General features: G+C 67.0%; 22 protein-coding genes. 7 read left to right on the top strand and 15 right to left on the bottom strand.

The window, feature by feature from the left end; translation table 11 throughout:
* The first annotated feature begins 102 nt into the window (after positions 1-102).
* Positions 103-1,707 (top strand): bifunctional aminoglycoside phosphotransferase/ATP-binding protein, encoded by a 1,605-nt coding sequence (locus DIE08_RS08620; RefSeq protein ID WP_124625333.1) that lies wholly within the window; start codon positions 103-105, stop codon positions 1,705-1,707.
* 61 nt (positions 1,708-1,768) lie between these two features.
* On the opposite strand, the gene DIE08_RS36535 is transcribed toward DIE08_RS08620, so the two are convergent.
* Positions 1,769-2,218 (bottom strand): CBS domain-containing protein, encoded by a 450-nt coding sequence (locus tag DIE08_RS36535; protein WP_059602622.1) that lies wholly within the window; start codon positions 2,216-2,218, stop codon positions 1,769-1,771.
* Positions 2,219-2,525: 307 nt separating this feature from the next.
* Here DIE08_RS36535 and DIE08_RS08610 point away from each other — a divergent pair, with 307 nt between their 5' ends.
* The gene (locus DIE08_RS08610; RefSeq protein WP_124625336.1) at positions 2,526-3,119 is read left to right on the top strand and encodes a rhomboid family intramembrane serine protease; all 594 of its coding nucleotides are present in this window, start codon (positions 2,526-2,528) and stop codon (positions 3,117-3,119) included.
* A gap of 31 nt (positions 3,120-3,150) precedes the next feature.
* Here the strand turns inward: DIE08_RS08610 and DIE08_RS08605 are convergent, their stop codons facing one another.
* The 3 genes from DIE08_RS08605 to DIE08_RS08595 all read right to left on the bottom strand — a co-directional run bounded on the left by DIE08_RS08605 (position 3,151) and on the right by DIE08_RS08595 (position 5,352).
* A complete protein-coding gene (locus tag DIE08_RS08605) occupies positions 3,151-3,615 on the bottom strand; it encodes a hypothetical protein (protein ID WP_124625339.1) in 465 nt (154 codons plus the stop codon).
* Positions 3,616-3,768: 153 nt separating this feature from the next.
* On the bottom strand, positions 3,769-4,314 hold the full coding sequence (locus DIE08_RS08600; RefSeq protein WP_260436484.1) for an AAA-associated domain-containing protein: 546 nt from the start codon (positions 4,312-4,314) through the stop codon (positions 3,769-3,771).
* A 78-nt stretch (positions 4,315-4,392) separates the two neighbouring features.
* Positions 4,393-5,352 (bottom strand): acetyltransferase, encoded by a 960-nt coding sequence (locus tag DIE08_RS08595; protein WP_124625342.1) that lies wholly within the window; start codon positions 5,350-5,352, stop codon positions 4,393-4,395.
* 44 nt (positions 5,353-5,396) lie between these two features.
* On the opposite strand from DIE08_RS08595, the gene DIE08_RS08590 reads away from it, so the two are divergent.
* Complete coding sequence (locus DIE08_RS08590) at positions 5,397-6,383, top strand: ribose-phosphate pyrophosphokinase (RefSeq protein WP_185633767.1); 987 nt, start codon at positions 5,397-5,399, stop codon at positions 6,381-6,383.
* Here the strand turns inward: DIE08_RS08590 and DIE08_RS08585 are convergent.
* The 8 genes from DIE08_RS08585 to DIE08_RS08550 all read right to left on the bottom strand — a co-directional run bounded on the left by DIE08_RS08585 (position 6,361) and on the right by DIE08_RS08550 (position 11,694).
* A complete protein-coding gene (locus tag DIE08_RS08585; protein ID WP_124625348.1) occupies positions 6,361-7,437 on the bottom strand; it encodes a hypothetical protein in 1,077 nt (358 codons plus the stop codon). The two genes, DIE08_RS08590 and DIE08_RS08585, sit on opposite strands and share 23 nt — an antisense overlap.
* A complete protein-coding gene (locus tag DIE08_RS08580) occupies positions 7,434-8,810 on the bottom strand; it encodes a nicotinate phosphoribosyltransferase (RefSeq protein WP_124625600.1) in 1,377 nt (458 codons plus the stop codon). Before DIE08_RS08580 ends, DIE08_RS08585 begins: the two co-directional genes overlap by 4 nt.
* A 79-nt stretch (positions 8,811-8,889) precedes the next feature.
* On the bottom strand, positions 8,890-9,153 hold the full coding sequence (locus tag DIE08_RS36115) for a hypothetical protein (protein WP_260436482.1): 264 nt from the start codon (positions 9,151-9,153) through the stop codon (positions 8,890-8,892).
* 394 nt (positions 9,154-9,547) lie between these two features.
* Positions 9,548-9,787, bottom strand: a complete 240-nt coding sequence (locus tag DIE08_RS08570; RefSeq protein ID WP_124625601.1) for a hypothetical protein — start codon at positions 9,785-9,787, stop codon at positions 9,548-9,550.
* Positions 9,771-10,280: a hypothetical protein gene (locus DIE08_RS08565; RefSeq protein WP_260436481.1), complete on the bottom strand. Its 510-nt coding sequence runs from the start codon at positions 10,278-10,280 to the stop codon at positions 9,771-9,773. The genes DIE08_RS08570 and DIE08_RS08565 overlap by 17 nt, the downstream gene beginning before the upstream one ends.
* Positions 10,281-10,370: 90 nt before the next feature.
* Entirely contained in the window at positions 10,371-10,820 is a 450-nt protein-coding gene (locus DIE08_RS08560; RefSeq protein ID WP_124625354.1) for a CBS domain-containing protein, read from the bottom strand.
* Between the two features lie 61 nt (positions 10,821-10,881).
* Positions 10,882-11,094: a BON domain-containing protein gene (locus DIE08_RS08555; RefSeq protein ID WP_260436480.1), complete on the bottom strand. Its 213-nt coding sequence runs from the start codon at positions 11,092-11,094 to the stop codon at positions 10,882-10,884.
* A 72-nt stretch (positions 11,095-11,166) separates the two neighbouring features.
* On the bottom strand, positions 11,167-11,694 hold the full coding sequence (locus DIE08_RS08550) for a hypothetical protein (RefSeq protein ID WP_226117422.1): 528 nt from the start codon (positions 11,692-11,694) through the stop codon (positions 11,167-11,169).
* Between the two features lie 305 nt (positions 11,695-11,999).
* Between DIE08_RS08550 and DIE08_RS08545 the strand changes: the two genes are divergently transcribed.
* Positions 12,000-12,419, top strand: coding sequence for a hypothetical protein (locus tag DIE08_RS08545; RefSeq protein WP_124901607.1), 420 nt, complete (start codon positions 12,000-12,002; stop codon positions 12,417-12,419).
* Positions 12,420-12,723: 304 nt separating this feature from the next.
* Entirely contained in the window at positions 12,724-13,938 is a 1,215-nt protein-coding gene (gene phaZ, locus DIE08_RS08535; RefSeq protein ID WP_124901672.1) for a polyhydroxyalkanoate depolymerase, read from the top strand.
* Positions 13,939-14,457: 519 nt separating this feature from the next.
* On the opposite strand, the gene ppsA is transcribed toward phaZ, so the two are convergent.
* On the bottom strand, positions 14,458-16,869 hold the full coding sequence (gene ppsA / locus DIE08_RS08525; protein ID WP_124901606.1) for a phosphoenolpyruvate synthase: 2,412 nt from the start codon (positions 16,867-16,869) through the stop codon (positions 14,458-14,460).
* 341 nt (positions 16,870-17,210) lie between these two features.
* On the bottom strand, positions 17,211-17,984 hold the full coding sequence (locus DIE08_RS08520) for a class I SAM-dependent methyltransferase (protein ID WP_124901605.1): 774 nt from the start codon (positions 17,982-17,984) through the stop codon (positions 17,211-17,213).
* 579 nt (positions 17,985-18,563) lie between these two features.
* Here DIE08_RS08520 and DIE08_RS08515 point away from each other — a divergent pair.
* Together DIE08_RS08515 and DIE08_RS08510 are read left to right on the top strand one after the other, a co-directional pair.
* A complete protein-coding gene (locus DIE08_RS08515) occupies positions 18,564-18,884 on the top strand; it encodes a hypothetical protein (protein ID WP_124625365.1) in 321 nt (106 codons plus the stop codon).
* 554 nt (positions 18,885-19,438) lie between these two features.
* A complete protein-coding gene (locus DIE08_RS08510) occupies positions 19,439-21,628 on the top strand; it encodes an ATP-binding protein (protein WP_124901671.1) in 2,190 nt (729 codons plus the stop codon).
* Positions 21,629-21,678: 50 nt separating this feature from the next.
* Here DIE08_RS08510 and DIE08_RS08505 read toward each other — a convergent pair whose 3' ends face one another.
* Positions 21,679-22,389: an MgtC/SapB family protein gene (locus DIE08_RS08505; protein ID WP_124901604.1), complete on the bottom strand. Its 711-nt coding sequence runs from the start codon at positions 22,387-22,389 to the stop codon at positions 21,679-21,681.
* Positions 22,390-22,404: the final 15 nt, after the last annotated feature.

Here is a 22,404-nt window from a genome sequence, read left to right as displayed (position 1 = left end):
CATCGAGCTGGCGAGAACATGCCATGCCCGATGCTCGTTTCGAACCCACTCCAGCGGGTGCGGCAACCCGAACGCGCGCCCCGTATAACCGATCCGTTCATCATGCCCCGATCGCCGCATGTTCCGTTCGCGCTGAGTCGCGGAGATGCCCGACGAAAGTCGACGCAATTCGATCGCGCAATGCGCCGACCCGCCACCTATCCCCACCCCGCGGGCCGGATCGAGCGGATCGAAACCCATCTGTCCGTCATTTATCTGGCCGGGCGCTACGCGTACAAGCGCATCAAGCCGGTGCACTTCGCCTTCGTCGATCTCATGCGGCCCGCACTGCGGCGCCGCTGCGCGCTCGCGGAGTGCACGCTCAATCGGCCGTTCGCCGGCCCGCTGTACCTGGGTGTCTGGCCGCTCGTCTCGCACGGCCGGCGATGCGCGTTCGCTGCACCGGTGCCGACCGGCGGGCGCCGGCGCCGGCAGCAGACGGTGCCTGGCGAGTACGTGGTGCGCATGCGCCGGTTCGACGCGCGGGCGATGTTGTCGGTTCGCAGCGCATCGCACGACGACGGTCTGGCGGATGCGGACGCCCTCGCCGATACGCTGGCCCGCCATCATCTGCACGCGTCGCGCCGTGCGCCACGCGGCCGTGCCGGCAGCGCAGCGAGCGTCGCCGCCCAGTGCCGGCCCTTGCTCGACACGCTCGACGTCACCGTGCCGGACGAAGCCGCGCTGCGCGCCTGGTACGAAGCCGAACTGACCCGCATCGCACCGCTGCTCGCCGATCGGCATGCGCTCGGTTTCGTGCGCGCGTGCCATGGGGACCTGCATCTCGACAACATCGTATGCTGGCGGAACCGGATCCTGATGTTCGACTGCATCGAATTCGACGACACGCTGCGCTGGATCGACGTGGCGAGCGATCTTGCGTTCGCGCTGATGGATTTCTCCGCTCATGGACGTGCGGATTGTGCCCACCGCCTCCTTTCCGGCTGGCTGGCACGCACGGGCGACCATGCGGCACTGGGCGTGCTGCCGTGCTACTTCGTCTACCGTGCGCTGGTACGCGCGCTGACCGCCCGACTGCGCGGCGACGAAGCGGCGCGCGCCGGCTACTTGCGCATTGCGTCGGCGATGGCCGATGCGCGACGCGAAGCGCAACCGGTGTTGCTCCTGTGTCACGGGGTTTCCGGCTCGGGCAAATCGCTGGCCAGCCGGGCGCTGGCCGCGCAACTCGGCGCCATAAGGTTGTCCAGCGACGTCGAGCGCAAGCGCCTGGCCGGTGCATCGACCGACACCCGCCTGTCCCCCGGCGCGTATTCGGACACGGCGATCGACGAGGTTTACGAAAGACTGCTTTCGGAGGCGCGTGTGGTCCTCGACAGCGGCTACACGGCGATCGTCGACGCGACGTTCCTGCGCCAGCACAACCGTTCGGCGTTCGTCGCCCTCGCCGCACGGCTCGGCGTGCGCGTCGCAATACTCGATTTCACCGCGAGTCGGGCAACGCTCACCGCGCGCGTCGCTGCCCGCGCTGCACGCGGACACGATGCCTCCGATGCCGACACCGCCGTGCTGGCCCGGCAGATCGGGCATGCCGACCCGCTCACCGAAGCCGAAGCCGCGATCGCGATTCGTTTCGACACCGATTGCGATGCCGCGGCGTACGAAAGCCCCGCGTTCTGGGCGCCGTTGCTCGCCACGCTGCGCACATGAGCGCGCGGGGCGCATGCCTCGGGCAAGCGGCCCGGCCGCGCCGGGCGCCGGCCCCGCAACGTCACGCGCGGAAACGCTGCTCCTCGATCTGCTGCAGCTTGCCGACTTCCACGACGCCGCTGAGCAACCCCGCGAGATGCTCGACGATATCGTCGAGCGTCACGATACCGACGAGGCGGCCTGCATCGTCGACGACCGGCAGTCTCCGAATGCCCGACCGGCGCATCTCTTCGAGCGCGACGCCGATCTCGTCCGTGTCGGACACGACGACGAGACCCCGCGACATGATCTGGCCGGCCGTCACGTCGCCCGGATCGTCGCCGCGGGCCATCACCTCGATCACCAGGTCGCGGTCGGTAATCAGGCCGATCGGAATGGCTTCGCCATTGCGGTACTCGATCACGACGATGTCGCCGACATGCGCGTGCCGCATGCGATCGGCCAGTTCAAACGCACTGCATTCGGCCGTGCACGTTTCGACCGGTTGGGTACTGATTCTTCCGATGTGCATGATGAAGCTCCCATTGCCCTTTGCATGGACGATACGCATGCGCACCGCCCCGCGGCGACGCATGTTTCCCGAGTTCAGGGTAAGCGCGGCGCCCCGGGCAGGCTTGACGCACGTCAACCTGCCGCTCGCCGTCGGTGCCTGACGCGGCGCGGACGGCGAGGCGGCGAGGCTGCGAGGCTGCGACCGTCCATGATCTGCCTCAACGGCCACGCACGTGCCACCGATAACGTGGCGGTATGTCGTGAAATTCGATTCCGGTCGCACCGCTGGCCGGCAACGCCACCTCCGTCCCGCGGATTCCGTCGCCATGACCTACGCATTGATTCTGGTGAACTTCGCCGTGTTCATCGCCGAGGCGAGCGGCGGGCCGGTGCTCATCGATCTGTTCGCGCTATGGCCGCCGGCACGACCGGGCGTGCCGGCGGCACCGGGTTTCCACGTCTGGCAGTTGCTGACCTACAGCGTGCTGCATGCCAGCCTCGCTCATATCGCGTTCAACATGTTCGGGCTCTACATGTTCGGACGCGACGTCGAACGCGTGCTCGGGCGCGCGCGCTTTCTCGCGCTCTATCTGGCGAGCGTGCTGGCCGGCGCGATCACGCAGCTCGTGGTGATCCGGGCCCTGCCGCCCAGCGACGCACCGACCGTCGGTGCGTCGGCCGGCGTTTTCGGCGCGCTGATCGCCTATGCCGTACTGTTTCCGAAACGACGCGTCATGCTGCTGTTTCCACCGGTACCGATGCCCGCATGGCTCTTCGCGACCGGCTATGCGTTGACCGAACTGCTGTCCGGCCTCAGCGGCGACACGAGCGGTGTCGCGCATTTCGCCCATCTCGGCGGAATGCTCGGCGCGCTCGCGTGCCTCGCCTTCTGGCGAACACGCGCGGACGAGCGCGCGTGACGCCGGTTCCCGCCGATGGCGGGAACGCACTCTAGATGCTGAGATATCCCTGGAACAGCCACGGTGGACCGGCTTTCTCGCCGGTCGCGCAACCGCTCGCGGCGGGCGCGCAGACGCCCGAGAAACCGGGCGACCCGTCCTGCCAGAACGACGGCACGAAGGAAAATTCGCCGTTGACCGTCACGACGAAGTCGCAATTGAACTGCGACGGCGCGAAAATCGTTACCTCGCGGAAGAACGACGTGGCCTCGTCATGCGCCGTGCTGCGCGCGGCAAGCAGCCCCCTGGAGTCATAACGTGCCGGCAGCGTATAGATCTTCCCGCCGCGCTCGACCGCCTCCGCCGGTGTGAAAACGAGTTCCACGCCCGGGTACGGCAGGCGGTAAGGCTCCCGACAGATCGGGCCGTCGGGCCCGAGCGCGAGCGGCGGATGGACCCAGAGCGAAAGCGCCAGCGGGCTCGTGCGCTGGGCGAAGTATTCTGAAAGCCAGTTCATGGTCAGTCCTCCCGTGAACGGTCATTGACGTCGAGTTGCGGAGCGTGTCTGCCGGATCGACGCGGTTGCGTCGACGGTTCGTCCAGCGTCGCACGCCCCGCCGTGAGACGCTTGATGCCGATCAAGCACGCGACCGACATGCAGCCCGAGCGGTCAGCGGCCGAACGTGCGGGTATGGTCGTCGTAGTCGAACAATCCCGCGTAGCGGCCCCAGTCGATCACGCCCCGCAGCGCCTGGTCCGCGCTGCGCGGATCGAGATGATCGTCGAGTTCGAGCTCGAAACGCTCGCGCGGCGCGCGATGCCCTTCGCGTTCGCCCAGCACTTCGTCGATATGCTCGGCGAGCGGCACGAACCGGACGACATGCTCGCGAAACAGACACCGCCGGGCATCGTCGTCGCTTTGCGCGAGTACATGGCCCGCGGCACTTAGCCGGATGGACCGGTCGCGCCATTCGGCAAACGCGAGCAGATCGAGCGCGGCCGCCGTCGAATACAGCGCGTCGGTCCGGAGCGCGAGCGCCGATGCAATCGTGCCGAGCAGCGCCCGCCGCGCACTACCTCCGCATGGTGCTCCACGACGCCTCTCCCCGCCGATGATGGCGGCTCGTCTTCCCGGGCGGGGCGGCCGGCAGGCTTGACCTGCGTCAACCGCCCGGCAATGCGCGGCGCCACGATTGCAGCGAGTCCTGCCGCGCAACGGCCACCGTTCAGGAGCGTCCCGATGACATCCGTTCCGGCTACGCCGTACCGCACCGACGAGCGCGCCTGCGTCGGCTCACGCGGCGGGGTACGCGTTCGCGAGCGCCTCGACGAACGCGTCGAGGCGCTCCGGCGCGAGCCGGTTGATGCCGGCCGCCCCTTCCCGGCCACCGCCTTCCGGAAATGCGCGACAAAGACGATCGGCGCCATACGGCGCGGCGACGGGCGCGCGAACGCTGACGGTGTACCCACCCGAGACCGCCAACGTCAGCACCGCGTGAGCGCGTGCCGCGTCGCCACGCGCGAGCCGATTGGCGAAAACGCCGCGCACGCGACGCGCCCAGCGCGTGGCGGGGAGGATATAGACGTCCGCCCCCGGCAGTGCGATGTTCGCGCGCTGTCGCTCCGCCCGCGCGATATCGCGTCGCCGGTTGGCGTCGAGCCGCCGCGCGAGGGGCGACCTCGCGAACTCGAGCGGGTTCGCATATTGCCGCACCGCCGCATACACGGCCAGCGGTGCCATGAAGAGATCGTCCGGGCGATCGCCGTACCCGTTGTAGTTCACGGATTCGCCAAGCACCTGCAGACGGTAGGCATCGGCATCCGTCAGGCCGCAGGCGGCGGCGAGCTTGCCGGCCGCGCCGACGAGATTGTCGCCATAGGCGCCGACCACCGCCCAGAGTCGCTGCCGGCCCGCCAGGTACCGGTCGACGATGATGCTCGTACAGGTGTCCGGCGCCGTGTCGATATGCGCGCGAAGGTGCGGATGAGTGGGCACGGCGCCGGGCATGTGGTGATCGAAATAGTCGACGTCGACCCCGCGCGCCAGCAGCGCATCGAGTGCCGCGCGGTTCGCGTCGAGCGAAACGTCCAGGACGGTGACGATGTCGCCTCGGGCGGCCGGCACGCGCGCGAGCAGCGCGATGTCGCGCTTGGGCCCCGTCACGAGCACCGACTCGGCCGGCATCTCGAGCCGGAGCTGCTGAAGCGAACAGATGCCGTCCGCATCACCGTTGAACACGTCAAAGCGCGTCATGATTCGCAACGCCCGATAACTGCATGAATCGAGGTAGCCATGCCATGGAACGACTCCCTTTCAGCCTGTTTGCCTTCGCCTCGTGTCGCGCCTTCGGTGAACGAATCGCGGCCCGTCTCGGCGTCACGCTCGCCGCGCACGAGGAACGTCCGTTCGAGGACGGCGAACACAAGACGCGTGCGCTTGTCAGCGTGCGCGGACACGATGTCTACGTCGTGCAGTCGCTGCACGGCGAGCCAGGCAGTTCCGTCAACGACAAGCTGTGCCGGTTGCTGCTGTTCATCGGCGCGTTGAAGGACGCGTCGGCCGCACGCGTTTGTGCGGTGACGCCCTACCTGTGCTACTCGCGCAAGGACCGCCGGTCCCAGCCGCGCGATCCGGTATCCACGCGCTATGTCGCCACGTTGCTCGAAGCGGTGGGCGTCGATCGCGTCGTCACGATCGACATCCACAACATCGCGGCGTTCCAGAACGCGTTTCGCTGCCCGACGGAGCATCTCGAGGCGAACGGCATGCTGGTCGAATGGTTCGCCGGGCAAGCCGGCGACCGGCCGGTCGTGGTCGTATCGCCCGACGCAGGGGGCGTGCGGCGAGCCGAGGACTTCCGTGCACGGCTGGAAGCGCGCACCGGGCGCCCGGCCGACGCGGCGTTCGCCGGCAAGCTGCGCAGCGGCGGCATCGTGACACCCAAGCCGATCGTGGGCGAGGTCGCCGGCCGTTGCGCCGTCATCGTCGACGACCTGATCGGCACCGGGACGACATTGGCCCGCACGGCTGAGGATTGCCGCACGCTCGGCGCGCAATCCGTCTACGCGGTCGCGACGCATGGGATGTTCTTTGAAGACGCGGCCGACCTGCTCGGCGGCGACGCGCTCGCCGGCATCGCCGTGACCGACACGGTGCCGCCCTGGCGCGTGCCGGCCGGGCCGCTCAGGGACAAGCTCGCGATACTCGACAGCGCGCCGCTGTTTGCCGAGGCGATTGCGCGTATCCATCGCGGCGGCTCGCTCACGGACCTGTTGCGGCGCTGACATGGCTTGCCACCCAAGCAAGCTCGCAGTCGTCGGCGTGCCGCCGGGCGAGCGCGACGTACGTGCTCGCGCGATCGCGCCAGACCGGCGTCACCCTGAATGCGGGCTCGCGCAGGTGCCACGCGGCGAGCCGCGCGCGCGTCATGGCCCGGCAGCTCTGGTAGAAATTCACGCATCCGTCATCGACATCGTCGCCGCTCGCGGAGCGATAGGCATTGACGAGCGCGTCCGCGAAACCCGGTGTGCCGAGACGCTCGCATTCGAGCGCGAGAAAGCCGACCTCGTCGGCCGCATCCTGGACTCTCAGTCGTCTGCAGAATTCGAGGCAATCGATGATCGCGACCGGATCGTCGATGCAGACGTGTTCGGGACGCAGATCGCCGTGCCCTTCGACGACATGCCCCTGTCGCACACGCAGGTCGAAGCGCGCGGCTTCACAGACGAGCAACGATCGCTGCCGCGCGCAGAGCGTCCGCACGGTATCGGCGGACTGGCCCGCGAGTGGCTTGCACAACGCGCGTTCATTGGCGTCGATCGTGCAACGCAGCGCTTCGCGATAAGCCGAACCGTCGATTCGCGCGGGTGCCAGGGTATGGTAGAACGCGCTCAGGCGAGCCGCGATGCGACACGCATCACCTGCCGTAGCCATGCCACGCGACAACACGCGGTCGAGCATGCGTGCAGCCGGCAGGCGCCGCATCCTGACCAGCCAGTCGACTATTTCGCCAGGTCCGCCCGCATGCAAGCAACCGCGGGCGTCGATGACGAGCGGCACCACGTCGAGATAGACGTCGGCCGCGAGCCGACGGTTCAAACGCACCTCCTCGCAACAGAAGCGATGCCGCGCGGCCAGCGTTCGAAAATCGAGTTGCGGCGCGCGCACGGGCTTCTTGAGCTTCCACGCGTACCGGTCCGTCAGGAATACCCATGACATGTGCGTCTCCACGGCCTCGACCGATCCCGTGCCGTCTGGCCAGGCTGCGGGCATGCGCAACGCGGCCACCTTGTCGCTCAGCGTGATCGCGCGGCCGGCCGGGAGATGGGCATCGATCATGCCGCTTGCTGCCCAGCGGGCGTGTCCAACCTGGCATTCTCCTGCGCGACGAGTGCCGACAGCGCCGGAGAAATCGCCGGCTGCAGCGGCATGACGGGCATCAGCGCATGCATCGGATCGGGTAGCGTGGACAGTTCGCGCATTGCGTGAATGCGGCTCTCGCCGAGCGTGGGGGCAGCGAGTCGCGCCCCTCCGATCATGACGGGCCGCAACAGCGGGGTTCCGTCGATGTGTTCGCCGTCGAGTCCGATGCTGTCGGCGGTGATTCGCCCGTCCGGGCCGTATTCCCGAAACACCTGCTTGCGGCCGGGCAGCGTGGCCTTGCCCTCCGAGCGTTTGCAGCGCGCCCGGCCCGCATACTCGACGAGCTTGTACGCGCAGTCGAGGCACGGTGCGTCCGCCGACGTACTCATCTGTGTGCCGATTCCGAAACCGTCGATCGGCGCATGCTGGTGAACAAGTTCCTGCAGCCGGTGTTCGTCGAGATTGCCGCTCGCGAAGATCGTCGCGTCCGTCAGGCCGCCGTCGTCGAGAATCGCGCGCACGTTGCGCGCGTGCGCCGCCAGATCGCCGCTGTCGATCCGGACGCCCTTGATGCGCACGTTCTCGGGCGCAAGCCGCCGCGCCAGTTCGACTACCTTGTGCGCCGCGTGCTCCGTATCGTACGTATCGATCAGCAGCAACGCGTTATCCGGCTGCGACCGCGCGAAATGCTCGAACGCAAGCGCTTCGTCGTCATGCGCCTGGACGTATGAATGCGCCATCGTGCCATAGACGGGAATGTCGTAACGCAAGCCGGCGAGCAGGGTCGCCGTGCCGGAAAATCCTGCAAGGTAACTGGCCCGCGCGGACAGCATCGCCGCCTCCGCGCCATGCGCGCGCCGCAGGCCGAAGTCGACCAGCAACCTGCCATGCGCGACGAGCGTGGCGCGTGCGGCCTTGCTGGCAACCAGCGTCGCGTAATGGAGCAGGTTCATCACGCGGCTCTCGACGAACTGCGCCTCGCGAAGCGGCGCCGTGATCCGCAGGATCGGTTCGTCGCCGAAAAACACCGTGCCTTCCGGCATCGCGTCGACGGTGCCCGTAAAGCGGAAGCCGGCGAGCGACGCGAGGAAATCCGCTCGCAAGCGCCCGGTCGCGGCCAGTCGCTCGAGGGTGGCGGCCGTAAAGCACAGGCCCTCCAGATAGTCGAGCACGTGCTCCAGTCCCGCCGCCATCAGGAATGCCCGATGCTCGGGCAGCGCCCGCACGAAGAACTCGAAGCTGGCCGTGTCGTTCATTCCGGCATCGAACGCGGCCTGCATCATCGTCAGTTCATACCAATCCGCCAGCAGCACGTCGTCGACGTCAGCGTCCGGCCAGAATCCGTTCATCATGTGCCCTCCCGCGTCGCTCGTGCGCAATCGTGCAGCCGGTATCCGGCCGCTTCGTTGCGGACAAGCGTCGCTTCCGTCATTGCGGCGCGGGGCCCGGGGTCGACGGAACCGCGGTCCACACGCCATTGCACGACGCGACATACGGATAGTATCCGCGCGGGTCGTTGCAGTAGTACCACGTGCGTGCCGGCGGCAGCCGGGCCGGGGTCGGTGGCGGCCGCTGAACGACGATCGCCGGCGGAATGTAGGTCGGATACGGATACATCGGTTCAGGATAGATGTACCAGTAGCCGTCGACGATCCACCACCACGCGTAACGCCCGCCGTGCCAGTCCTGCACCCATCGACCGCCCTGCCATCGCGCACGCTCCCTCGGCGCGAAGTGGCGAAAGTCCCGCCCGTGGAAATCCCTGCGGTGAAATTCCTGGCGGGGGACATGACGCCCATGCTGGGCATGTGCCGGCTGCGTCGGAACGCAGCACGCCGACGCGCACAGCACGAGCACGCGGCATGCGCGTCTGAGCCTGTTCATGGTTGTCATTCTTCGCGGAGATGCGATCCATCGTATTGAGGCCGTGCCGCGCGGCTTTGATCGGGATCAACGCATGCCCGCGGCCCGGCGGAATGCCGGCGACGCGGCATTCGCAGGTCTCAGGTCATGCCTCGCGCAGGGTTCGTATCGCCGTGCTCGCCGGTTCGAATACAGCGCAGATGACGGTGAGCACCGCCGTCCGTCAGTACGTGAAGGTGTCCGATTTCTTCATTTCGATCCATGTCATTCCGCTGCGCAACCCCTCCAGCGCAGCCTCGCGCTCGGTCGCGAATACCCGGTGATGCGGAAAGACATGCTCGCACTTGCAGTCGGGCGAGCGGACCATCACGTGGACCCGGCAGCTATAGCCGCCGCTCGCGACGCCAACCGTTTCGATCGCCACGGTCCAGTCCGCCGCGTTCAATTCACCGGAAATCGTCATGATTACCCCCTTGCTTGCCGTGCGAGCGCATGCCGCTTCGATCATCGGTCGCGCCACGCCGCGAGGCGCGATGACGATATCCGGCCTGCCGCCGGAAGATCCATATCGGACCGGCAACGAGGCCCAGGATCGCGGCCCACAGCAGAAGCACATAGCCGAACAATTGCCAGAATTCACCGACCCGCTGCTGCAGGATCCAGGTGCGGTACGACGCGACGTCGCTCGCGGCATCCGGATACGATGCGCGATAAACGAACAGCGGCAGGCAGACGTCGTATTCGGGAATCGGTGTCATCAGCAGCGATCCAGCCGGCCGCGCGCTCACGCGCCCACACTCCGGCGCGGTCATGCCGGTCAAGACACCGATGCTCACCGGATGGTCGTGGATCGCCCCGAGCCACGTCGTCGCGCTCGACAGCAGCAGGCAGAGACCGATTGCGCCGAGCCACCGGCGCATCGGGGTGCGCAGGCCGGTATGCCGGCCGCGTGTCATGGGATCGCGCGCGGCCGAGGGGCGCATCGCACCGGCATCGAGACCGCCGCTGCGTCATGCCCGGCGCGACGGAAGCTGGAACCGACTGGATCAGCCACGCTGTTTCTCCTCGAAATACGGCTGGCGGGCCGCCACGAGCCGCAACTCGTCGAGCAGCGCCGCGGCCGCGCGCAGCAGATCGTCGAGCGAGACAATGCCGACGAGCTCGCCGTCGTCGCCGACGACCGGCAATCGACGGACGCCGTGCTGGCGCATCCGCTTCGCGAGCAGCCAGATGTCGTCGTCGACGTTCGCGGTCGCGACGGGCGCCGACATGATGTCACCGACGAACAGCGAACCGGCCTCCGCATCGGGGCTGACCACCGTCAGCACGATGTCGCGATCGGTCACCATGCCGACCGGCACGCATCGCCCCTCCTCTTCGCGCACGACGATCAGATCGCCGGCGTGCGCGTCGCGCATCATTTCCGCCGCCTCGACGACGGTTGCGCGTGCCGAACACATGGCGACATCGCGGGTACAGAGCATCGCGGCATTCATGTTCGTTCTCCCGGCCGGGGCAAGGCGGACCATCGATCGATGTCCGCCGCCACCCGAACCATCATGCAACGGTAAGTTGATCGACCACGTCGCGCACGCCCGGCGCCGACCACGCGGCATCGAAGGCAAGCCGCCGTTCGCTCGGCGAGCCGATCTGACCAGTCGACGTCACGATGCGTTCGTGCACTTCGACGCCGATGCGCACCGCATCGATCGACGGATCCCACTCGAGTTCCTGTTCGACGTCCTTCTTCAGCTCGCTGTCGCTTTTCATGGCCATCGACTCCTGTCCGCAATCGATGAAGACAACGGTAATTCCCGCTGCGCCGCGCGGAATTGATACAGGTCAGCGCGCGGCGTGGAGCGCGATCCCGGCCGATGTTTCCGCCGCGATCGCGCGAAATGCAGTCGTGACGTCGACGTTGCGCCCTTGCCTGGTGCGATCGCTTCTGGCGAGTCGCAACACCATTTGGCGCCCGTCGGCCGACAGGCAGGCGGGCGCCTCGGCAAGCGATGCTGCATCCAGTCGAACGAGACCGCGATCGACGAGGCAGCGCAGGTCGACGGGGTCGCCCTGCTGGCGGCGCGGCTCGCTGGCGAGCACCATCAGGATCGCGATTTCGTGCGGACTCAGCAGCCGGTCGCCATCGGCGTCGATCCGGTGATGCTGGTGAGGCGTAGCAGCTGACACGCTCGGTGCCGATGCTTCGGAACGGGAAATGATCTGGCGATTCAACGTGTTCGTAAATAAGGCGGGCATGATGGTGTCCGTATCATGAACGTGAAGACGCAGACGGCACGGCACATGTAGAGGTCGACATGCAAGAACATCAATATTCGCTCCTGCCGGGCAATCGTTCTTGATGCAGGTCATCCGGCAGACGCGAACGATCGAAACGTTCCCCGATTCGTCTGATGCAGGCCCATCGAAACACCGATGCGCACGCCTCGCGGGACAGCCCCGGATTGCTTGCCCGGTCTTCGCGTCGAACTTCCCGTCGCCCGGTGCGGCGTGAAATCCCGCTCTGGCAATACGCGCGCTGCTGAGGCCACCGTCGCCGATATGCCGAACGGTCCTGACTGCTGTGATTGACCGCCATCAACGTTCTCGCGCGACATCGCTCATAGATTTCAAGGAAACACGCGGAGCAATCCGTTCCGCCAATCCGGACGCCACCCATGCCAAACGAAGCCGAAGCTCGCCGCGCCTTGCTCGTGCACCTGGGCAGCATCCTGCGAACGCTCAGTTGCGTGCTCGAATACGAACCGGATGACAGGACGCTAGATTCGCTGCTGGCCGCGCAGCCGATGCTCGCGGACATTCCACTGCTGAATCAGGTATTCGCGCACATGACCGTGCGTGAATTCACGCGCGCGGTCCTCCACGCATACTGTCTGTGGCCGCAGCTGTTACTCGACGAGCCGCTCGATCGCGATGCCCTCGCGGAGCCCGTATGCGCGTGGCTGTTCTCCGACAACCCGGGAGGCTGGGCACGGTATGTCGCCTCGCTCGGTGCCGAGATTCCGTGGTTCGGGCAAGGCATGGGGCCGTCATCGTCGTCCGCGAGGCGACCGGCTCGCAAATCGCAGGTCGTGTGATCGACCGTCACGCATCGGGCGACGCGCGCGTCGTCCGCGCCGTCACGTTGCCCGCTACGCGCTCATGTGCCGTTCGCGGTCGGCAAGCCGCCGCTCGACCGCCGCCGTCGTTTCACTGCGCGAGTAGAAGACGACGAGTATGCGTCGAGACGTGTCCATGTTCCACTCCGTGCTTCCGTCCGGGATCCGTACACCAGCTCATGCACCGGCGATCGGGGCGACGCTGATGCAGGTCAACCCGTCGCCGCACGATCCGGCGACAGTAGGCTTGTCCGAATTTCACGCGACTTCCCGCCCATGCGCCATGTGGTATGACCTGATCGAACAGCAACGGCAATGGTTGCGAACGTGGGACACGGCGGCGCGGTTCACATGCGGCCTTTGGCCCGATGCCGCGTCGTCGTACTACACCGACCTGTTCGAACCCCTGCTCGACCTGCAGCCCGACGCGCCACGGTTCGCCATCGAGTCGATCGACGTAGGCGGCCGTCGCATCGACCTCGACGAAACGATCGTCGCGCACACTCCGTTTTGCACGCTGCGCCGCTTCTCGCACGCGGGTGCGCAACGCGTGATCCTGCTCTGCGTGCCGCTGGCCGGCCATGTGGCCGTGATGATGCGGGAGACGGTCGAGACCCTGCTGGCCGACGGCGACGTCTGCATCACCGACTGGATCGATGCGCGCGATGTGCCGCGCGACGCGGGCCGATTCGGCCTCGACGAATACGTGTCGATGCTCGACGGTTTCATCGATACCCTGCTTGCGGACGCGCGCCCGGTGCACGTCGTCGCGGTCTGTCAGGCGACGTTTCCGTCGCTCGGCGCCATTGCGCTGCGCGCACAACGCGGTGCCGCGCTGCCGGCGAGCCTGACGTTGATCGGTGGCCCCCTCGATGCCCGCATCAATCCGAGTGCGCTCGGGATCGCGGCCCGCTCGCATTCGCTCGACTGGTGTCGCGCCACGCTGATCGAGACGGTGCCGCACAGCTTCGCCGGATACGGACGACAGGTATTTCCGGCCTATCTGCAGCGTGCCGAGATCGCGCTCGCCTATCCGCAACACTACGTGGCGCTGGTCGATCGCTATCGACGAGCGGTGTCGAGCGGCGACGCCAACGCACTCGCAACCGCACGCCGCGCGCTGCGGGAATACCTGACGCTCCTCGACATGCCCGCCGAGTACTTCCTCGATACGGTCGACATCGTTTTCCAGCGGGCATGCCTGGCAAACCGGACTTGGCACGTTCACGGCCAGTTGGTCGATCCCGCCGCGCTGCGCTCGATCGCGTTGATGACCGTTGAAGGCAAATGCGATGCCGTCACCGGTGCCGGCCAGACCCATGCCGCGCTGGCCATGTGCAGCGGTCTCGCAGCGAATGCGCGGCAACGCGTCGACATCGACGACTGCGACCACTACGGACTCTTTACCGGCGATCATTGGCTCACCGACGTGCATCCTGTACTGCAGGCGGCATTCGCTCGCTCGGAAGATGGCCGACCGCGCACGGGCATGGCTTGACCCTGCGTTCATTCCGATCCGGGACGGTCGTGTGCGCGCCGCCACGCTCGGGAATCGGTCGGTTCAGCCGAATCCTCCCGCGCGTCGGTTCTGCTGACCTTCCAGGACGTCACGCGGCGCAATGCGACCGAGCGGGAATGGCGTGAATCGCGACACGCGCTGCGCGAACTGGCGCGCACATTGCAGCGTACCCGCGAGGCCGAACGGACCCGTCTCGCTTCCGAGCTTCACGAAGGGCTCGCGCAGGAATTGTTCTCGCGATATGGCGTGAAGATTGATACCGAACTAACCGAGACCGGCGTGGACGCCGCGGCAGCCTCCGTTCTTTATCGGATCGCACGGGAAGCGCTCGAGTACGCGCGGCTGCGCGTGCCGGTTTCGCGCATCTCCGTACATTTGCTGAAATCCGGCGGCTTCGTCAGATCGACGACGCGTTCGTCAGCGGCGAACGCTCGTCGGCGCTCTTTTCGATACGCGAGCAGGCCGCGACAATTGGCGGCGAGGCCGACTGGATGTGGCTCATTCCGGCGACGCACGCTCACCGGGCGCAGCGCTTTCCGCGACGGCCACGCGCCGCTTGACCGCGATGAAGCTGTCAGGGCTGACGGAAACCGAGTCGATGCCGCACGCCACGAGAAAATCGACGAATGCCGGATGATCGCTCGGCGCCTGGCCGCACAAGCCGACCTTCGCCCCCGCGTTGCGGGCGGACTCGATCACGCGGGCGATCATCCACTTCACGGCTTCGTTCTGTTCGTCGAACAACCCGGCCAATTCCGCCGAGTCGCGGTCTACGCCGAGCGTCAGTTGGGTCAGATCATTGCTTCCGATCGAGAAGCCGTCGAAGCGCTGCGCAAACTGGCTCGCCAGGATGACGTTCGACGGGATTTCGCACATCACATAGATCTGCAATCCGTCTTCGCCGCGCTTCAGTCCGTTGGCGGCCAGGACCTCGAGCACGCGGTCCGCCTCGTCGAGCGTCCGGCAGAACGGGATCATCACGACCACGTTCCTGAATCCCATGCCGTTTCGCAGCCGCGCGATGGCTCGGCATTCGAGCGCGAATCCGTCACGGTAGCGCGGCGAATAGTAGCGTGACGCGCCGCGAAATCCGAGCATCGGATTTTCTTCCAGCGGTTCGAACTGCGCGCCGCCGACCAGATGCGCGTACTCATTCGTCTTGAAGTCGCTCATGCGGACGATCACCGGCGCGGGATGACAGACCGCCGCGATACGCGCGAGGCCGTGCGCCAGCCGGTCGACGAAATAGTTCGACGGGTCGTCGTACCCCGACGTCAGGGCGGCGATCTCGCGCTTCGCATGCGCGTCCGTCAGCGCGTCGTAGTGGGCCAGCGCCATCGGGTGGGCCTTGATATGGTTGCTGATCACGAACTCCATGCGCGCGAGCCCGATTCCATCGGCGGGCAGTCGCCACCACCTGAACGCCGCGGCCGGATTCGCGAGATTCAGCATGACCTGCGTACGGGTGGCCGGCAGGTCGGTCAGGTCGATCGCGTCCACGTGGTATTGCGCGATGCCTTCGTACACGAACCCGGCCTCGCCCTCCGCGCACGAGACCGTCACTTCCTGCTGATCGTGCAGCATGCGGGTCGCGTTGCCGGTGCCGACGATGGCCGGCAATCCGAGCTCGCGGCTCACGATCGCGGCATGCGACGTGCGGCCGCCATGATCGGTGACGATCGCCGCGGCGCGACGCATCACCGGCAGCCAGTCGGGATCGGTCGTGTGCGTCACCAGTACCGCGCCGTCGACGAATCGCCCCATGTCGTGCGGACTCTCGATCACGCACACGCTGCCGGCCGCGATCGCCTCGCCGACACTGACGCCGGTGAGCAGCTTGCGGCCGGTCTGACCAAGTCGGTAGGTCTTGATGGCGCTGGATTCGCGCCGGGACTGCACCGTTTCGGGACGTGCCTGCACGACGAACAGTTCTCCGCTTACGCCGTCCTTCGCCCACTCGATATCCATCGGCTGGCCATAGTGCGCCTCGATGGCGCAGGCCCACTTCGCAAGCGCCAGGATGTCGCTGTCCGCCAGCACGAAGGTGGCACGCTCGGCTTTCGAGGTCGGCACGTTGCGGGTCGGTGCATTCTCGTCGCGCGCATAGATCAGCTTGCATGCCTTGCCGCCGAGCGTCTTGCCGATGACCGGTGTGCACGCCGGATCGCCAAGCAAGGGCTTGAACACCTCGTATTCGTCGGGGTCCACGGTGCCCTGCACGACATTCTCGCCAAGCCCCCATGCCGCGCTGATCAGCACCACCTTGTCGAATCCTGTTTCCGTGTCGAGCGAAAACATCACGCCGGCCGCGCCGAGGTCCGAACGCACCATCCGCTGCACGCCGATCGACAGCGCGACGCGCAAGTGATCGAAGCCCTTTTCTTCGCGGTAGGAGATCGCGCGGTCGGTGAACAGCGACGCATAGCATCGGCGGCACGCCGCGAGCAGCGCATGCTCACCGCGCACGTTCAGATAGGTTTCCTGCTGGCCCGCGAAGCTCGCGTCGGGAAGATCCTCGGCGGTGGCGCTCGAGCGGACGGCGACATCGACGTCGTCTCCGCCGGCCTGTCGGCACAGTTGCCGATACGCGTCCCGGATCGCGTCGGCGATGTCGTCGGGCCAGTCTCCGCGGAGGATCGCCTGCCGGATCGACGCACCGGCCTCGGCGAGCGCCATCTTGCGTGCGCCGAATGCCTCGAGCGTGCTGCCGATGGCTTGCCTCAATCCGTTTGCATCGATGAATCGCCAGTAAGCGTCCGCTGTCGACGCGAACCCGGGTGGCACGCTCACGCCCTGTGCGGACAGGTTGCCGATCAATTCGCCCAGCGACGCATTCTTGCCGCCGACGCGCGCCACGTCGCCGCGCCGCAGGTCGTCGAACCAGACGACGTGTGCATTCCCGTGATCCATGACGAGCCCTCCGATGGCCGCGGCCGAGCCGCGAGCGACAAGCGCGGGCCGGCATTGGCCGGCGCTGTCGGCCGAACACGTTCATCCTGATCCGACGCTTCGGCGTCTCACGTGACCTGCATCAAGAACGGCGGCCGACGCGCGAACGGCACTGCCTCGCGCGAGGCTTCATCTCCGTGGCCGGGCGGCATTGACGGTGAAAGCCGCGAATGAGGCCGATCTCGCGCCTGCGGGGCGACGTGCGTGGTGTGGATATCCGGCTCGGGATGATGGATCGCCTCCTGAACAATGGCGTCTCGGATTCCTGGCAGCCGATGTCGCGGCTGACTGAGCGCCCCATTTCACTGAAAGAACTTCGAAAGCCACCCCGGCGCCGACGCACGATCGAAAACCACGTGCAATTCCGGGCTGAACGAGCCGAATTCGAGCCCATGCTGCGTCGCCAGCAGCGTCAGCGCGTGGCTCGTATAGAACGAAATATGCCCGTTGCGCGGCACGCAGTACCACCATTGCTCGATCCCACGCGCAAGGATCTCCGGCGTGATCAGGGACGTCTGAAACAGCAGTGCGCCGGCAGGCCCCCTGTACCGGATGATGTCGGCGAACAGGCTGCGGGGATCCGGATGATGCTCGAAGACTTCGAACGACAGGATCGCATCGAATTGCCCCTGCGGCGCGACGGGATGGCTGAACGGATCGTACGAGGTCACATCCGCGAACCCGCGCGCGGACAACTTCTTTTCCAGCAGCCCGAGCCCCGAGCCGAAATCGAGAATGCGGTTCTCCCGCATCGACGGAAAGCTCGTGCAGATCAGGTCGGCATGCTGCTGCGGACGATGCTCGAGATACTCCGGATCGTGGCGCGCGTAGTCGTCGTTGTACACGTGACGCGCGAAATCATCGTGCGTCCAGTGGTCGAAGGCCGGCGTGCAGGTGAACCCGCATTGCCTGCACGCGTAGTAGTAGATCGGCACGCCGACGAACGGATCGACTTTTTTCCCGGCGATCATGTCCGCGCCGCAACGCGAGAAATCGACCACGCCGCAGATGTCCGCGTCGGCACCACACACCTTGCAGGCGATCGTCGCCGGATGATTGGTCAGATGTTCGATCATGTTGCAGTCCCCTGGTTGGTTTCAAGTGCACGCGCCACTGCTCGATCACGTCGTCCCGGCGCCCAGGCTCCGTGCGCCGGAACATCCGGGCCGCCGGATACCACCGCGAATCGTCCCGATCCGCGAACCAGCGCCAGCAGCCGTCGAATCGCGACAGGATCCATGCCGACTCGTTCAGCGCACCGGCCGGGAAATTGATCGGCAATGCTTTGCGACTGCACGCGCGCCGTCGAATCGCGTTCAGATCGGGTTTTCGGGCCTGAGCGGTGTGCGGTCGAGTCCTTGTCGTTCGCTGATCGCTGCCGCTCAGGCCGCCCGACGCGCGTCGCCGGCGTACCGCGCCGCGTCGCGCACGAAGCGTGCGAAGCCCGACTTGTACCACGGCGCGCTCGTCCCGTGCCGCGCACGATACCCGGTTTCCATCGAACATTTGTTAAATAGCTTGAATAGCCGACAACCTGTCGACAATTTGCCTTAACATCCGGCCACACGATCGACCATGGCCTCCGACAAGGGCCGCGGTCGCCCTTTCAGCCGCTCGCAAACGGGTGCGGCTTTCATTCGAACGGACGGACGACCATGCTCCAATCACCGGGAGACTCCTTCGTCGGCGGATCGCTGCTCGGCCTGTGCGTCGAGGTGCCGCTCGCCGTGCTCGTTTCGCTGATGATGCATGGCGTCGACTGGAACGGGCCGCGCATCGCGATGCTCGTCGCGACACCCGTGTTGATCGCATGCACCGTGCTGCTGACCCGTCCGGTGGCATTCAGCACGGTATGGAAGCACAAGCGCTCGCCGTTCGAGCTGGACGACAATGTGCGCGCATCCATCTACGGCCGGCTGACCGGCATCGCGCTCGGCCTGGTGTTCGGCATCATGGTCGCGACGACGTTTTCCTGATGACAGGCGTTCGCGCGTAGCACATCGGCCTCGCGCCGCACGGCACCCCGTTGCATAAGAACACCGTCCCCCCGTCACCCGGAGCGCGTCCATCGGACGATTCCATCGATCGATATGGCCGCGAGCACCGGTCGCCGCGCGTCGCACGGGCTGCGCGTAAAGTTCTGAGCATTTGGCCGTCGGGCGCCGGGCATGGCGCCGCGATCCGGCGCCGGTATTGCGCCGCGCCACCGACGCGCCGCGGGTTCGTCCGGCCTTGTCACTGACCGGCGACCACTCCGGCTCGGGACTGACCGTCGAGCCGCCTCTACCGCGCCACCCTGATCGCGCATCCGTCCTGCGATCCGCGGCAGAATTTACAAACGCAGCGTCATCCGGCACCGCCCGCGCATACCGGGCTCATGCCGCACGGCCCTCGGGCCTGGGGGCACGCGCGGCACGCGGCTTGCTCGCGTCGGCCCGGATATGGCTGCGGCACGGAATCGCCGGCCGCCAACGGCATTGTCTGGTCGTGAGCGATGAAAACTGCATCTCCCCTGCTGGAATCGGCACCGATGCGGGCCGATCACTTCGTCCAGTTCTACGAGTCCGATGCGCAGCTCGTGTCGGAAGTCGCACTGTTCGCGGCCGATGCGCTGCGCGCGGGCGGCAGCGCGATCGTGATCGCGCGACCCGACTGCCTCGCGGCAGTGCACGAACGCCTGCGCACGCTCGGCGCACCGATCGGCCACGCGGCCCGCGAGCGCATCTTCATGTCGAGCGCGCAGACGCTGCTCGACAGCTTCATGGACGGCGACCTCCCTGACCCCACGCGCTTTCGCCGCTCGATCGGCACGATCGTCGAAGCGGCGGTCCGCGCCGGCCGACCCGTGCATGTGTTCGGCGAAATGGTCGCGCTGCTGTGCGCGCAGGAGCGGTACGCCGGTGCGCTGCGGCTCGAAGCGCTATGGAACGAGCTGATCGAGCAACATCGCTTCTCGCTTTACTGCGGCTATCCGGGCGACGTGTTTCCAAGCGCCGAGCAATCGGAGACGTTCCGCCATGTATGCGCGCTGCATCGCCGCATCCTGCCCGACGCATCGCTGCGCAACGACGAAAACGAGCTGCACCTGACGCTGGCGCTGTCGCAGCAGCGCTCGCGCGCGCTGAGCGACGAGATCCGCCGTCGCGAGGACGCCGAGCAGCAACGCAATGGCGTCCTGATGCACGCGCCGTTGCCGATCGCGCTGCTGTCGGGCGCCGCACACCGGATCGTGCTCGCGAATCACCGTTTCTCGGAGCTGTGCGGCCGGACCGACATCGTCGACCAGCGGCTGACGTCGGTGCTACCCGGCGGCGATACGCCGGCGATCGTGCGCGCGCTGGAAACCGCCCGCACGCTGGGCCGCTCGACGACGATCAGCGAGCACCGCGACCGGCCCGAGCCGGACGACGCCCGCGTGTACCGGCTGCACTTCAATCCGCAGCCGCTCGCGGACGGGCTCGGCGTGATCGTCAGCGCGGTCGAGGTGACCGAGCACGTCGCCGCGCGCGAGAAGCTCGTCGCCGCGAATGCCGAGCGCGACCGGCTGCTCGGCGAACTTCGTGACGCGAATCAGGCGAAGGATCAGTTTCTCGCGGTGCTCGGCCATGAGCTGCGTAATCCGCTGACGCCGATCTCGCTCGCGCTGGAGCTGATCCGCCATCGCAACGGCCAGGCGACGCCGAACGAGATCGCGATCATCCAGCGGCAGCTCGATCACATGGTCCGGCTGATCGACGATCTGCTCGACGTGTCGCGCATCACGCGCGGCAAGATCGCGCTGAAGAAGGAACCTGTGCAGCTCGCGGACATCGTCGACCGCGCGGTCGAGGTCGCGAGCCCGCTGTTCGAGCAGCGCCGTCACCGCCTGCATGTCGACACCGATCCGGACGCGCGCTGCCACGGCGACTCGGTGCGGCTGTCGCAGGTCGTCGCGAACCTGCTGACCAACGCGGCGAAATACACGCTGCCGGGCGGCGACGTCACGGTGCGCGCGGCCCGCGGCGCCGACGGCACCGCGCTCGTCGAGGTAAGCGACAACGGCGCCGGCATTCCGCGCGACCGCCTCGACAGCATCTTCGAGCCGTTCTACCGGCTCGACGGCGACGCGAAGCAGGCGCACGGCGGCCTCGGTATCGGCCTCGCGCTCGTGCGCAGTCTCGTCACCCTGCACGGCGGCACGGTGCGCGCGGACAGCGCCGGACCCGGCTGCGGCAGCACGTTTACGATCTCACTGCCCGAGTACCGGCCGAAAGCCGTGGCAATGGCCGCGCCGCAGCCGCCGCACGGCATCCGCGACATGGCGCCGGGCCGCACCGGCCGGCGCGTGATGCTGGTCGACGACAACGAGGATGCCGCATCGACGCTCGCGCAATGGCTGCGCGAAGCCGGTCACGAAGTCGCCGTCGTGCACGACCCGGTGACCGCGCTGGCCGCGTACCGCGCTTACCGTCCCGACGTCGCGATCCTCGACATCGGGCTGCCGGTGATGGACGGCTATGAGCTGCTGAGGCGGCTGAAGGCGATCAACGAAGTCACGCCGTGCATCTTTCTCGCGCTGACCGGCTATGGCCGCAACGCGGATCGCGAACGCTGTCTCGCGACCGGGTTTCTGGAGCATTTCGTGAAACCGGTCGACCCGGCCGCACTTCATCTCGCGATGAGCCCGCCCAGCCCGAACGGCGATTCGCACGACGGCGCCGGAGCGGAAGCCGGACGCTGAACGGGGCACGGGGCACGCAGCCAACCTACGCTCGGAAAGCGTCGTGCGGCTCAGTTCTCCGCGGAATAACGGATCGACGTCAGGCCAGCCAATTCGGCGATCCGGATCAATTGAGGCAGCATCGCATCGGCATTGGTCGGTTCGCGCCACGCTACGAACAGTTCCTCTTCGCGCGCCGCACGCGCGGCCGTTTCGCGAAAACCGCGCGTGCGACACGCGAAGCCAGCGTCGCGCAGCCCGGTCGTCAGACGCTCGCGCGCCGGCGAGCCGAATTCGTACTCGATCGTGATCAGTGCCGTCCTGACGCGCCGCACGCGCTGCTCGACCAGCCGCAGCGGCCACACGACGAGGAGTCCGAGCACGAGTCCGAGCGCGCCGAGCGACAACTGGCCGCCGCCGATGCACAGACCGACCACGGTCACGAACCACAGCGTCGCGGCCGTCGTCACGCCGGATACGAGGCCGTCGCGATGCAGGATCGCGCCGCCGCCGATAAAGCCCATCCCGGTCAGGATGCCGAGCGGCAGGCGCATCAGGTCGAGCACCGAGAACGCGCCCTGCGGCTTGCCGGCCTGCAGCAGCAACGCATTGACCTGAAGCATCGACAGGCACGCGGCAAGGCAGACGAGGATCGTCGTGCGCAGCCCGGCCGTCTTGCCGGATTCGCTGCGATCGAGACCGATCAGCCCGCCCGCGACCAGCGCGAGGGCGATCCTGACGAGGACCGCATCCCACTGAAGTACGACCGGCATCGGCTCCATGCGCGCCTCCCTCCC

It is taken from the genome of Burkholderia sp. Bp9004 (genome assembly GCF_003858025.1).
GTDB lineage: Bacteria > Pseudomonadota > Gammaproteobacteria > Burkholderiales > Burkholderiaceae > Burkholderia > Burkholderia diffusa.
The sequence above is the reverse complement of the archived record's forward strand: the minus strand, read 5'-3'. Positions and strand labels throughout refer to the sequence as shown.

Bases quoted from the DNA above. Each gene is read 5' to 3' on its own strand.
- DIE08_RS08620 (WP_124625333.1), top strand. From the start codon at position 103: ATGCCCCGATCGCCGCATGTTCCGTTCGCGCTGAGTCGCGGAGATGCC.
- DIE08_RS36535 (WP_059602622.1), bottom strand. From the start codon at position 2,218: ATGCACATCGGAAGAATCAGTACCCAACCGGTCGAAACGTGCACGGCC.
- DIE08_RS08610 (WP_124625336.1), top strand. From the start codon at position 2,526: ATGACCTACGCATTGATTCTGGTGAACTTCGCCGTGTTCATCGCCGAG.
- DIE08_RS08605 (WP_124625339.1), bottom strand. From the start codon at position 3,615: ATGAACTGGCTTTCAGAATACTTCGCCCAGCGCACGAGCCCGCTGGCG.
- DIE08_RS08595 (WP_124625342.1), bottom strand. From the start codon at position 5,352: ATGACGCGCTTTGACGTGTTCAACGGTGATGCGGACGGCATCTGTTCG.
- DIE08_RS08590 (WP_185633767.1), top strand. From the start codon at position 5,397: ATGGAACGACTCCCTTTCAGCCTGTTTGCCTTCGCCTCGTGTCGCGCC.
- DIE08_RS08585 (WP_124625348.1), bottom strand. From the start codon at position 7,437: ATGATCGATGCCCATCTCCCGGCCGGCCGCGCGATCACGCTGAGCGAC.
- DIE08_RS08580 (WP_124625600.1), bottom strand. From the start codon at position 8,810: ATGAACGGATTCTGGCCGGACGCTGACGTCGACGACGTGCTGCTGGCG.
- DIE08_RS08570 (WP_124625601.1), bottom strand. From the start codon at position 9,787: ATGACGATTTCCGGTGAATTGAACGCGGCGGACTGGACCGTGGCGATC.
- DIE08_RS08565 (WP_260436481.1), bottom strand. From the start codon at position 10,280: ATGACACGCGGCCGGCATACCGGCCTGCGCACCCCGATGCGCCGGTGG.
- DIE08_RS08560 (WP_124625354.1), bottom strand. From the start codon at position 10,820: ATGAATGCCGCGATGCTCTGTACCCGCGATGTCGCCATGTGTTCGGCA.
- DIE08_RS08555 (WP_260436480.1), bottom strand. From the start codon at position 11,094: ATGAAAAGCGACAGCGAGCTGAAGAAGGACGTCGAACAGGAACTCGAG.
- DIE08_RS08550 (WP_226117422.1), bottom strand. From the start codon at position 11,694: ATGACCTGCATCAAGAACGATTGCCCGGCAGGAGCGAATATTGATGTT.
- DIE08_RS08545 (WP_124901607.1), top strand. From the start codon at position 12,000: ATGCCAAACGAAGCCGAAGCTCGCCGCGCCTTGCTCGTGCACCTGGGC.
- phaZ (WP_124901672.1), top strand. From the start codon at position 12,724: ATGTGGTATGACCTGATCGAACAGCAACGGCAATGGTTGCGAACGTGG.
- ppsA (WP_124901606.1), bottom strand. From the start codon at position 16,869: ATGGATCACGGGAATGCACACGTCGTCTGGTTCGACGACCTGCGGCGC.
- DIE08_RS08520 (WP_124901605.1), bottom strand. From the start codon at position 17,984: ATGATCGAACATCTGACCAATCATCCGGCGACGATCGCCTGCAAGGTG.
- DIE08_RS08515 (WP_124625365.1), top strand. From the start codon at position 18,564: ATGCTCCAATCACCGGGAGACTCCTTCGTCGGCGGATCGCTGCTCGGC.
- DIE08_RS08510 (WP_124901671.1), top strand. From the start codon at position 19,439: ATGCGGGCCGATCACTTCGTCCAGTTCTACGAGTCCGATGCGCAGCTC.
- DIE08_RS08505 (WP_124901604.1), bottom strand. From the start codon at position 22,389: ATGGAGCCGATGCCGGTCGTACTTCAGTGGGATGCGGTCCTCGTCAGG.